We start from the raw sequence: 13185 nt of genomic DNA on the forward strand, positions 1-13185 counted from the left end.
AAAAACCTCCTTATGAAAAAAATGATCCTTGCCCTTTGGGGCTTCACAATTTGTTTTTCTTTTTCCGTAGACGCACAGGTCAAATGGGATGGAAATTCGGATGGCGACGGGGACAACCTGTCATGGAACGATCCGTTTAATTGGCAGCATGATCAGGTACCTCTCCCGACTGATGATGTGCTTTTGGACCATTCTTTATTATCGATAAACTTTGAAGTACGATTGCCCGATGGCAATGTATTGGTGACTTTGTCTCATTTGCAGATCAAGCCTTCCAGTGGGAAATCCATCCAGTTAACGCTGCCTTTGACGAATACTGCCAATCCTGCCTTTCTGGCCACAGGTTCAGGGGATGCCCTGGTACTTGATAGCGGGGCCGTATTTCTGAATGCCTCCGGAGCCAGTTCGGGTACACCGGTAATGGTATCTGCGGACAATTTCTTTCGGATCAACAATGGCGGCAAATATATTCATCGTACACCCCGTGGCCACACCAATAATTTTGTCACCCGGCTTTCCACACAACCAGGAACAGAGAAAGGAATATTTTCTTTTGATGTACCTGGTACACCGGGAACGAGTTATGTACTTTCCGGATCGGGTCGGACTTTCGGTTCCTTGTATTTAATGGGCATGGCAGCCGGAGGAAATAAGACCTATGTTTCTTCGGGTGTAAACAGACTGTCCATTCGCGGGGATTTTCGCTTATTAAATGGGGCCGACTACACCCATAATATCCAAAATCAATTGGGGGTGGAGGGTTTGCTCTTTGTGGACACTGGTAGTGTATTGAATCTTTCCAGTGGCAGTTATCCAACAGAATTACTAACCGGCGGACCTGTCCATATAAAGGGGAATATTGTAGAAACAGGATCCGGAAAACCAGGTATCCTGTTCAAAGGTGCGCAATGGCAAATGGTCAGGATGGATCCGGGAGCAGCTTTTTTGGGAGATAGTTTGTGGATGCGGGTTGACAATCCTCAAGGGATTGAATTGGAATCTCCGCTAACCGTTCCTTATCAATTCATATTCTCTAATGGGCAGGTAAATGCCGGGCCGTCCAGTCCTTTGGTATTTCCTCTGGTTGCTCATTGGGTTGGAGCAGGTCCGGGTAGTCATGTCAATGGGCCTGTATTGAAAGAAGGCAATATCGACTTTGTCTTTCCCATTGGCGAGGGAGGTTTCTATGCTCCGGTTAAAGTGCGCGCAACAGCGGAAGGGATGGAAACCGATCATTGGGAAATTTCTTATCACCGTCAGGATCCCCGGCAGATGGAAGCTGCCGTATTGGATCCGGATCTATCCCACATCAGCCAGGTTGAATATTGGCGGGTAAATTCAACGGAGGAGGCTGCTCCCCGCCAGATGGAAATCATGGTAGGGGAAATGAGTTTTGCGAATGATGCGCCCACCCTTCGCGTAGCCTACAACAATGGAGAAGGTAGCTGGCAAAACATGGGACAGGGTGCTTTTGAAACCATTTCGAATAATCCGCTAACGGGTATGTTAGCCACGGCCTCACCAGTGGAGAAAGGTGGATTCCTCACCTTGGCCAGTAGTGAAAGTCAACCCGTCAACCCCTTGCCTCTGCATTTTGTACACTGTGAGTTGAAAGAAGAGAAAAATGGTTGGCGGTTGAATTGGCGAATGGGGGATATTCCCGGTCTTACAGATCGGTTTGAAATTGAACGGTCACTCAATGGCGAGGATTTTAGCCCGATAGCATCTTTACCCGCCACACAGCAAAGTCATCATACCTGGGTGGATAGTTCACTGGTAGCGGATGATCATCTGTCGGGGGAAGTGGATATAAACCCTGTGCTCGCTTACCGCATAAGATTAAGAGAGGGGTCAGGCAAAACAGAACTATCACCTGTAATTCGAACCAGGATTTGGCTTAATCAAAAACCTACGGCGCGGTTATTCCCTAATCCGGTGAATGATCGTGCAACGCTGGATATCATTGGTGAAGAAAAGGAGCGTGTACTAATACAGGTACTTGACCTTGCAGGGAGAATAAGGCTTCAGTGGCCCTTCGTATTGGGAAAGGGTAAAAACCGATGCCCGGTACAATTGGGAAAATTAGAGAAGGGGCATTTCTGGATGCGTATTTGTTCTGCAAATAAAACCTACCCGGTTATTCCGTTTCAAAATCGGTGATCAGGCACTGAATTGACGGATCAGCTGTCTGGTTTTTCTTTTGAATTGGAGGAACTCCTGTTTTTGTTGCTGAATGAATGGGTTTTCCTCCAATTTGCCAATTACACTATTCATTTCTGCAGTGGAATCATATACCATTTTCCGGAAGGGGTTGTGGTGGTCCTTGGCTCTTGATTCGTACACGCCCTTGGTCATCCACTCTTTGATATCAAGCGTTTCCTGCAGAATGGTGAGCAAATCTTTTTTCCCAAAGCGGGAGAGAGGCATTTCGTTTAGTTCGAGCCATGATGCCAGGGCATGCTGAAATACCTGTTCCTCATAAATGGCCGCATTCTTTTCATAAAATTCGTGCACCTGATCCCATGAATTGACCCTGCCTGATTTTATTTGTTTGAACAAAGTTTGCAGGGAGGATTCAGGCATCAGTTGCCCGCCCATATTGACCCAGTTGGTTCTGCTTAACCGGGAGGGGAGCATGGCACGCAGCCCAGTCCAGGATCGGATACCATGACGCTGAATATAACCTACCAGGTGAATGCCTGCATAGTAAGTGATCAGTTCCTGATAGATTTTTTCAGCCCTCAGGGTTTTCCGGGCAATCACTTTTCGTTTGGAATTTTCCAGTCCGGCTTTGCTTAGGTCAATGTCCTCACCGGTATTCTTTTTTGTCCGATATTTCTTAAAAAGCGCCAGCGCTGTGAAAATTTCGTTTACCGAGTCCGGTGCCAGAAAATCGTATTCAATCCGGGTGGACTTTACCAGCCTTTTATCACGGTCACGGCTTTTTTGTGAATTACGGGCCAGGGCATACATATTGTACATAAACCAATAGCCGGGCATGATCGTGATCTGATCATTGGACACATCGTGACTTACCAGTGAGAAAGGAAAGGGGATATTTAATTCTGCTGGAAAATCTCCTTTGGAAATGATGGTAAAAGAAGCAAACCTGGAATTATGTTTGAGGCTTACACATAACCCGGGCCAGAAACCTCTTCCGGCAATTATCTCTCCATCTGCACCCCGGCTGTTATGATTGGAGCCGATGGTTGCCCCGGCGGCCATATTGCTTTGTCCCATCACAAGGGCCGCGCACAGAAATGAATTGTTGTGGTGTTGCTCATGGGCAGGAAAGATCAGCGAATTCAATACTTCGCAACAGGATATCGTTGAATTGTCTCCAAGGTAGGAGTTGATCAATCGCGCCCCGTATTTAAGTTGGGAATGGGCCGACAGGAAGAAACGAACAGCTTTTACGCCATAAAAGATCCGGCATCCTTCGCCAATGATCCCGTTTACCAGTTCACAACCTTCTCCTACCTGTGACCTGGCCTCCTGGGTGGAATTGATCGTAACATTCTTGATCTTATTCGCCCCTTTGATATAGGCATCGGTTCCGATCCATACATCTTTGACGATCCGTACATTTTTGATCACGGTACGGTCACCAATTTTTCCATAATACCCCCGCTGCCGGTCAAATTTCCGTTCCGTAAAGTCAATCAGTTTTTTCATCAACCAACTCTCGCCCCGAAACTTTGACCATAGCCAGGCATCTCCAGGCAACATGCCATTGAATGGAAGTACTTTTCGGCCGGCGTTCTCATTGCAAACTTCCAGCCATATACGTACCGATTCCTTTTCTCCTTCTTTTATTATCCCGTTACCAAATTTGGCATGGTCGGTTGTGGACATTTCGTTGATGTTCACAATCATCACTTCATTACCAATGATATAATGGGAAAGATAATTTACATTGCTGATGACCACATTGTCTCCAAAGTCGCAACTGATAAGTGTACTATCGTACAAGCCTACCGCCATTTTCACATCATGGTATTCCAGAAAATAGGGTTCCAGTTTACCAATACGGATCAGTCCATAAAACTTACAGTTTTTGACGAGTTCGGGATTGAAGGCATCTGATACCAGTACATTGTTCCAGTTGTCGGATGTATTTCTGTTCCGTACCAATACTTCGATCTCATACGCGGAAAGCTCACGGTAGTTGATCCCACTTCGGTTCTGTATATTCCGAAGGTAATATTCATCTTTTCCCTTGGGGATGTATTCGGGTTTGACAAAGCCATAACCGAGCGATTTCAGGGGGCGTCTATTCATGGTATTGGTATGAATGAGGGACTTTATTCAACGGTCACCGATTTAGCCAGGTTACGGGGTTTGTCCACATCCAATCCTTTGGCTACACCAATATAGTAGGCCAGGAGTTGAAGCGGGATCGTACTCAGCATCGGGGCTACGATCTCATCGGCAGCCGGCACCCACATGACATCATCACAAAGCGAGGCGGTATCCAGATCTCCTTCATTGACCACGGCGATCACTTTTCCTTTTCGGGCTTTGATCTCCTGCATATTGCTCACCACTTTTTCATGGTAGGAATCACGTGTGGCGACAAAGACCACTGGCAGGTGTTCGTCCACAAGGGCTATTGGGCCGTGTTTCATTTCAGCGGCCGGATAGCCTTCGGCATGGATATACGATATCTCTTTTAATTTGAGTGCTCCTTCCAAAGCCACCGGAAAATTATATCCTCGACCGAGATAGAGAAAATCATTCGCGTCTTTATATTTTTCTGCCAGTTGTTTTACGCTGGCGGATAACTCCAGCGCCTTGGTCACTTTCTCAGGAATGGCATGGAGTTCGTTGACAAGGTGAAGATATCGCTCCTCCGAAATGGTTCCTTTTTCTTTTCCCAATTTCAGGGCTACCATCGTAAGTACAGCCAACTGGGCGGTGAAAGCTTTTGTGGAAGCCACCCCGATCTCAGGACCGGCATGGGTATAAGCACCTGTTTGCGAAGCGCGGGCAATGGAAGAACCCACCACATTAACGATTCCAAAGATCAATGCGCCCTGCTCTTTCGCTTTTTCTATAGCCACCAGGGTGTCGGCTGTTTCACCACTTTGGGAAATAGCCATGATCACATCACCTGGTCTTATAACCGGATTGCGATACCTGAATTCAGAAGCATATTCTACCTCCACCGGGATGCGGCAAAGTTCTTCGAATATATATTCGGCTACCAGACCGGCATGCCAACTGGTGCCACAGGCAATGACGATGATACGGTCAGCATTTTTTAATTTATCAAGCTCTTTTTCCACACCGGCCATGGTGATCGTTCCTGTTGCCGGGTCAAGCCGACCGCGAAGACAGTCATAGATGGTATCCGGCTGTTCAAAGATCTCTTTGAGCATGAAATGTTCATATCCGCCTTTTTCAATAGCAGCTAATTCAAGATCCAGTTTTTGTACATAGGGGGTTACCTTTTCATTCCCGAGATTTTTCAGGATCAGTTCATCGGGTTTAACGATGGCCAGTTCATAGTCGTTCACATAGACCACCTCTTTGGTATATTCCAGCATGGGGGTGGCGTCGGAGCCAAGAAAATGTTCGCCTTTACCTATACCGATCACCAGCGGACTTCCTTTGCGTGCAGCAATGATGGTCTCCGGATCTTTTTCATCGATCAGGAGAATCACATAGGCGCCGGTGACCCTTTTTAACGCGATCCGGACAGCCTCTTCCAGCCCACATTCATTGTTCTTTTGAATCTCTTCAATGAAATTCAACAGCACCTCGGTATCCGTGTCACTGTGAAAAATATATCCTTTGTTAGAAAGCTCTTTTTTGATCTGGGCATAATTTTCAATGATTCCGTTGTGGATCATGGCCAGTCTTCCGGAAGCAGAGCGGTGCGGATGGGCATTTCGGTCAGAAGGTTCACCATGGGTGGCCCAACGCGTATGACCAATTCCAGTGTGTGCATGAACGTCTTTTCCGATCAGGGTTTCTTCCAGATCGGCCACCTTTCCTTTTTTCTTATAGACTTTCAGTTCCTTGTTTTGCAACGCAACACCGGTGCTATCATAGCCCCGGTATTCCAGGCGCTTTAATCCTTTGATGATGATCGGGTAGGCTTCGCGGGGGCCTGTGTAACCAACGATTCCGCACATAGAAGACGTATTAGGTGGTTAAAATGGAGGATATTCAATTTGCTTGCAAAGGTCATAAAAAGGAACCACAAATCAAAGGAGAATGCCTCCGAGCATAACTGAGGCAAAACCGAAATAGATCAGTAGACCAGTAACGTCTACCAGAGTAGCCACAAAGGGCGTGGAAGAAGCAGCCGGGTCGGCTCCAAAACGTTTGAGTAAAAGGGGAAGCATGGAACCCATCAATGTCCCCCACATCACAATTCCTACGAGAGACAAGCCGATAGTAAAAGCAATGCGGAGATAATGCACTCCAAATGTATCCGATAAAAAATGCCAGGCGGTGATCACGGCGATACCCATCAGGCATAGCACGGCACCCAGGAGCAATCCGCTGATGATCTCCCGGCGCATGATTTTCCACCAATCGCCAATCGTGACCTCACCCAGGGCCATGGCTTGAATCACCAGGGTAGATGCCTGGGAGCCACTGTTCCCTCCACTTGAAATGATCAGGGGAATAAATGTTGCCAGGATAACCACCTTGGCTATTTCATCCTGGAACTGTTGCATGGCGGAAATGGTGATCAACTCGCCGATAAACAGGATCATCAGCCAAATGATCCTTTTCTTGAACATCCCCAAAACAGAGGTTTCCAGATAAGGTTGGTCAAGCGCCTGTGTACCCCCGATCTTTTGTACGTCTTCAGAGAATTCCTCACTCGCTACCCACAGTACATCATCAATGGTCACAATGCCCAATAGTTTATTGCTGTTACTTACAACGGGCAAGGCCACCCGGTTATTCATCTTAAAGGCCTCATAAGCCATTTCCTGGTCTTCAAAAACATTCAGGGAGATCACCCGGTCATCCATCAATTCACTTACTTTCTTATCGGGTGGATTAAGAAGGAATTCGCGGATCCGGATATCATCCAGGAGTTCACCTTTATTGTTAATCACATAGATCACATCAATGGTCTCCGAGTCTTTTCCCACCCGGCGTATCGTATCCAGTACCTCGGCAATGGTATCATCCACATAAACGTACACATAATCGGGGGTCATTAACCGGCCCACACTGTTATCGGGGTAACCCAGTAGGGATAGCGTAATCTTTCTTTCCTCCGGATCAAGGAGCTTGATCAGTTCCCGCACCACATTACTGGGGAGCTCTTCCAAAAAGTCGGTCCGGTCATCCGCTGGCAGTTCATTGAGCAACTCAGCGGTCTTGGAGGGAGGAAGTTCCTGAATGATCCTTTTTTGTGTAGGAAATTCAAGGATCTTGAACACTTTGGCGGCACGGTGCACACTCATCCCAGCGATGATCTGCTCATCAAATTCCGCATACTCATATACCAGATCGGCCACTTCACTGATATTCTGGTGATCCAGGAATTCCCGGATCGCGAGCTTATCTTCAGTTTCAATAATGGCTTCAAACTGCTCTTTCAAACCAATATTTTCCTGTTCAAGTTCCAATGACATGGATCAAATTTACAACACTTATTTTTGCCCCATGCTCCTTTCCTGCCTGTATATTGACCAATCTGAAAACATGGGTCGTGGTGTCTTTACCAGTGAAGCCATAGACCGGGACACCATCATAGAGGTTTCACCTGTAATTGTCATGACCGGTGAAGAAAGAAAATGGCTCGATAAAACGAGTCTCCATGACTATATTTTTGAATGGGGAAAGGAAAAGGACCACTGTTGCATGGCGATGGGTTATGTTCCCGTATATAATCATTCTTATCGTTCGAATTGCGAATATGAAATGAATTTTGAAGAAAAAACCATTCAGATCAAAACGGTCCGAAATATTTCCCCGCATGAAGAGTTGTTCATCAACTATAACGGCAATTGGAATGACGCTACACCTCTTTGGTTTGACGCCAAATAAAAATCCCCAGCGGGGCCGGGGACTCTTATATTGATGATTGTGTGTGTGCGAAAGGAGGCCTTAGAATTCGATCTGTCCGCGGATCTCTCCGGTAGGACGTGCCTGAGTTACGATATTCACATAATATTTTCCGGCCAGCAGGTCATCTTCTTTGATTACCACCCCATCAACCAGCAGGGTTCCGGAGTAGGTACCAGCGGCACCTCTGGCGGCACTGGTGGACCAGAGCACCTGGGCTACACCACTTGCATAGGTACCCAATGGTGGAGGAAGTGCTACCGTACCGCGACTGGCCAAACCATGGATATTGGCAGCTACAGCAGGTCCACTCAAACCACTCCAGTTAAAGGTATAGGTAAGGGTCTTGGTCGCTTTGCTATAAACCAGGTCAAGTGTTCCGGTACCGGCAGATGTATTGGCTGGAACAGATTGAGCGCCATTGATGATCACACCTTTGGCTCTTACTATATCATTGGTATCATTTTGCGTATCACGATCGCAGGAACTCAGGATCAGCAGAAGGGAAAAAGAAGAAAGTAAAGCAGTTAGTTTTGGTCCTCTCATGTTAGTTCTTATTTGGCATAAAAATAAGAAGTTTTTGATATTGACCAATTTTTAATGCAAATAGCAGGGTTGGAATTATTAATTAATAATTATTGATTATCAGACAAATTATCCCAAGCCAAGATATCTTATAAATAATTAATAATCAATAACTTATAATAAATCAACTCCCATTGGTCTGACTATTTCAGCAGATTCTTGATTTCCTGCAATTTCAGCAGTGCCTCGACGGGAGTCAGGCGATTGATATCCGTGCTTTCGAGAATTGTCCGGATAGTTTGGAAGGTTTCGGTATGGGCATCAAAAATGGAAAGTTGCAAACGTTCCTGTCCTGGACCGTTCAGGTCTTTTAATTTTTCAGCAGGTGCCGGATGGCCACTCAGGTGTTTATCTTCTAATTGGGCCAGGATCTCATTGGCCCGGTTGATCAGCGAAGGGGGCATTCCCGCCATTCGGGCCACATGGATACCAAAGCTGTGGGTGCTGCCGCCCGGGGCGAGTTTTCGGAGAAAGAGAATGCGGTTTCCTACCTCTTTATTAGTGATATGGAAATTCTTTACCCTGACCAGTTTTTCTTCCAATTCATTCAACTCATGATAATGGGTGGCGAAAAGGGTAAAAGGCCGGTGGGGTGATTCGTGCAGGTGTTCGGCAATGCTCCAGGCAATGGAGATACCATCGTAGGTGGAAGTGCCCCTACCGATCTCATCCAATAATACCAGACTTCTGGGAGTGAGGTTATTGATGATACTGGCGGTCTCATTCATTTCCACCATAAAGGTCGATTCGCCGCCACTCAGGTTGTCAGATGCGCCTACCCGGGTAAATATCTTATCGGTCAGCGGAATACTGGCAGCGGCCGCTGGTACAAAACTTCCGGTATGCGCCAATAACACGATCAGGGCAGTCTGGCGCAAGAGGGCACTTTTACCACTCATGTTGGGACCGGTCAGAATGATCAGCTGTTGTTTCGTTTTATCCAGGATAAGATCATTGCTTACATAGGTTTCACCGGCAGGAAGCTGTCTTTCAATCACCGGATGACGGCCTTCGCGGATATCCAACTCTGCTCCATCGTGTAATACCGGTTTGCGGAATTGAAACTGCAATGCATTTTGGGCAAAGGCACACATACAATCCAGGTTGGCAAGGATGTGCGCGTTTGCCTGTATTGGTTGTAAATAATCCTGCAATTCAGTGACCAGCCCTTCGAATATGGCAGTCTCCAGACCAAGTATTTTTTCCTCGGCTCCGGTGATCTTTTCTTCATATTCCTTCAATTCCGGCGTGATATAACGCTCGGCATTGGTCAGGGTTTGCTTTCGGATCCAGGAGGCAGGTACTTTGTTTTTATGTGCGTTGGTTACTTCGAGATAATAACCAAAGACATTGTTGAAGGCGATTTTTAAAGAAGAAATTCCTGTTTCCTGTGCTTCTTTTTGCTGCAGGCTGGCCAGGTATTCTTTTCCGTTATGAGCTATGGATCGCAGTTGATCCAGTTCGGCATGTATGCCAGCCTGAATCATCCCGCCTTTGGCAGCGAGGGCAGGGGGATTATCAACGATCTCCCTGAAAATTTTCTCCGCGATAAAAGGACATGGGTTAAGCGCATCGCCCAATCTTTTTAAGTATTCACTGGTGGAGCTCAGGCAAACCTGTCGGATCGATTCCACTTGTTTCAATCCTCTTCCCAGTTGTAACACTTCCCGTGGATTGATCTTTTTCATCGGAACTTTGGAGATCAAACGTTCAATATCTCCGCAGGCTTTGATGTGTTGATATAACCGGTTACGGGTTTCCGTATCCTTCACCAGGTATTCCACCAGATTGAGTCTTTCCTGGATCTTCTGGATATCCCGCAAGGGAAAAACCAGCCAGCGACGGAGAAGCCGGGCACCCATGGGAGAAACAGTGGTATCGATGACATCCAGCAGGGTAGTGGCATTCTCGTTGGAACGGTGAACCAGTTCGAGGTTACGGATCGTAAACCTGTCCATCCATAAAAAATCCTCCCGGTCGATCCGTTGAAGGGAACTGATGTGTTGGAGATTGGGATGTTCGGTATCCTTTAGATAGTGCAGGACAGCACCGGCCGCAACCAATCCTTCTTGCAGATCCTCCACCCCAAAACCTTTGAGTGAATGTGTCTGAAAATGCTTGAGCAGGGTATCAATACCATAGGTCGGCGTAAAGATCCATTCATCCAGGGTATAATTATACATTTTCCCGCCAAACTGTTCGCGGAATAACTTTTGTTTATGCCGCTGAAAGACCACTTCGGCAGGTTTAAAACCCTGTAGTAGTTTATCCGCATAATCCCTGTCGCCTTCAGCGATCAGGAATTCTCCGGTGGAAATATCCAGAAAAGCCAGTCCATATCGATCATTTTCAGCAAAATGAACCCCGGCGAGGAAGTTATTGCTGTGGTGTTCCAGCAATTTGTCATTGGTGGCTGTTCCCGGGGTTACCATTTCAGTCACCCCTCTTTTCACGATCCCCTTGGCCAGTTTGGGGTCTTCCAACTGGTCGCAAATGGCCACCCGGTATCCGGCTTTGACCAGTTTGTGCAGATAGGTATCCAACGCATGATGCGGGAATCCAGCTAATTCGGAGGACGAAGCCGCTCCATTGTTTCTTTTGGTCAGGGTAATTCCAAGTACCTGGGCAGCGATCACAGCATCGGGGCCAAAGGTTTCATAGAAATCCCCAACCCGGAACAAGAGGATTGCATCCGGGTATTTTTGTTTGATGGCCCGGTGCTGCTGCATCAAGGGAGTATCTGATGTTTTGGCTTTACTCATACGGTGGCGGCAAAAATAAGGAAGTGGGGCGGGAGTCATCTTGGAACAGGGTAATATTTGTGTATTTTTGCCTGTTGACCCGTTCCGTACATCATACGCCGGGTTTTTAAATACTGCTATATGAAAAAGGGTCTGATCTTTCTGGCATCACTGGGCTGGTCTCTGCTGTCGTTAAGCCAATCCGTCAATCTGACGAGTTCCAATCTTCCCATCATTGTCATCAATACACAAGGCGTGGAAATTCCCGATGATCCCAAGATTCCGGCAGATATGGGGATCATTTATAATGGACCCGGATTGGTGAATCATATGTCTGATCCATTCAACCATTATAACGGAAAAATAGGCATTGAGATCAGGGGAAAATCTTCCCAGAGTTTTCCAATGAAATCCTATTCCGTGGAATTGCAGGATGCTACCGGAAATGATATAGAACAGGCGCTGTTGGGTATGCCAAAGGAAGCCGACTGGGTATTGTATGCACCGTATACGGATAAAACCCTTATGCGGAATTTTCTGGCCTATACCATTAGCCGCGAAATGGGAAATTATGCATCGCGTTGCCGCTATGTGGAAGTCGTGTTGAATGGTGATTACCGCGGCGTGTATATTCTGGAAGAAAAAATCAAAAGAGGTTCGGGCCGATTGCCCATTACAAAAATGGGGAATGCGGATAATTCGGGTGACGCAGTGACCGGAGGTTATATTTTTAAAATTGATAAAAAGGACCCGGATGAACAAAGCTGGATTTCCTATTTCAAACCGACAGAAAATCCGAATCGCCAGATTGAATTCATATATGAATATCCAAAGAGTGAGAATGTCACCAACGCCCAGAAAATATACCTGCAGAGCTATGTTGACAGTTTTGAAAGAGCGTTGAATGGCGCCAATTACCAGGACCCCGATCTGGGCTATCGCAAATATGCGGATGTAGCTTCCTTTATTGACTTTTTTATTGTGAATGAGGTAAGCCGGAACGTGGATGGATATCGCCTCAGTTCGTATTTTCATAAGGACCGTGATAGCAAAGGAGGAAAACTCAAGGCCGGGCCGGTATGGGATTTTGACCTTGGATTTCGTAACGCCGACTATTGTAGTGGTGCCGCGGTGGATGGTTGGAGTTTTCGGTTCAATACAATATGCCGTGATGATTATTGGCTCGTCCCATTCTGGTGGGACCGGCTGATGACGGATTCTTCCTTTTCCTCCTCCCTGCGCTGCCGATGGAAAAACCTCCGTGCCGGATCGTTGAATGAGCAACGTTTATTCTTTCTGATCGACTCCGTAAATGCCTTACTCGGTGAAGCCAATGTGCGCCATTTCCAACGCTGGCCGATCCTGGGCCAATATATTTGGCCCAATCCAAGTCCGATCCCCACCACCTATGCAGGAGAGATCACCACCTTAAAACAATGGTTGGGGCAACGCCTTGCCTGGATCGATCAAAATATACCCAATACCGGATCCTGTTTCGACTGGCCCTCAAATAAACCGGGTACTATTGAAGTACAGGTCTATCCCAATCCATTCAAAAATCCTCCCTCTATTAAAGTGACCGCCAAAGAAGACCAGGTGCTTCAGACGGAAGTATTTGACCTTTATGGACGTAAAGTTTTCAATGCTCAGTTGAATGTGCTTAAAGGGTTCAATTTCTTACCGGTGCCTTTGGACCGGTATCCTTCGGGTCTCTATATCCTCCGGATCAGGAATGGTGCAGGAGAATCGGCCACCTTCAAACTTATGCGTCAATAAGCCCACCCAATGGGTTGGCCCTTTATCTTTGCGCCATGCGAAA

At 46.8% G+C, this 13185-nt stretch carries 8 protein-coding genes; 3 read left to right on the plus strand and 5 right to left on the minus strand.

Annotation, left to right across the window (positions count from 1 at the left end; genetic code table 11):
• Positions 1-12: 12 nt before the first annotated feature.
• Complete coding sequence (locus tag J0M30_08965; GenBank protein MBN8667621.1) at positions 13-2160, plus strand: hypothetical protein; 2148 nt, start codon at positions 13-15, stop codon at positions 2158-2160.
• Here J0M30_08965 and J0M30_08970 read toward each other — a convergent pair whose 3' ends face one another.
• From J0M30_08970 to mgtE, 3 genes are all read right to left on the minus strand, one after another.
• Positions 2161-4281, minus strand: a complete 2121-nt coding sequence (locus J0M30_08970) for a DUF4954 family protein (GenBank protein ID MBN8667622.1) — start codon at positions 4279-4281, stop codon at positions 2161-2163. It abuts the gene before it with no gap.
• A gap of 23 nt (positions 4282-4304) precedes the next feature.
• Positions 4305-6140 (minus strand): glutamine--fructose-6-phosphate transaminase (isomerizing), encoded by a 1836-nt coding sequence (gene glmS, locus J0M30_08975; protein MBN8667623.1) that lies wholly within the window; start codon positions 6138-6140, stop codon positions 4305-4307.
• Positions 6141-6212: 72 nt separating this feature from the next.
• Positions 6213-7607 carry a magnesium transporter gene (mgtE, locus tag J0M30_08980; protein MBN8667624.1) on the minus strand — a complete coding sequence of 465 codons (1395 nt, stop codon included), beginning with the start codon at positions 7605-7607 and terminating at the stop codon, positions 6213-6215.
• Between the two features lie 31 nt (positions 7608-7638).
• Here mgtE and J0M30_08985 point away from each other — a divergent pair, with 31 nt between their 5' ends.
• Positions 7639-8022, plus strand: coding sequence for an SET domain-containing protein-lysine N-methyltransferase (locus tag J0M30_08985; protein ID MBN8667625.1), 384 nt, complete (start codon positions 7639-7641; stop codon positions 8020-8022).
• Between the two features lie 60 nt (positions 8023-8082).
• On the opposite strand, the gene J0M30_08990 is transcribed toward J0M30_08985, so the two are convergent.
• On the minus strand, positions 8083-8586 hold the full coding sequence (locus tag J0M30_08990; protein MBN8667626.1) for a CHRD domain-containing protein: 504 nt from the start codon (positions 8584-8586) through the stop codon (positions 8083-8085).
• 182 nt (positions 8587-8768) lie between these two features.
• Entirely contained in the window at positions 8769-11387 is a 2619-nt protein-coding gene (gene mutS / locus J0M30_08995) for a DNA mismatch repair protein MutS (GenBank protein MBN8667627.1), read from the minus strand.
• Between the two features lie 120 nt (positions 11388-11507).
• Between mutS and J0M30_09000 the strand changes: the two genes are divergently transcribed.
• Complete coding sequence (locus tag J0M30_09000; GenBank protein ID MBN8667628.1) at positions 11508-13142, plus strand: CotH kinase family protein; 1635 nt, start codon at positions 11508-11510, stop codon at positions 13140-13142.
• Positions 13143-13185 lie beyond the last annotated feature (43 nt).

It is taken from the genome of Chitinophagales bacterium, assembly GCA_017303415.1.
GTDB lineage: Bacteria > Bacteroidota > Bacteroidia > Chitinophagales > Chitinophagaceae > SpSt-398.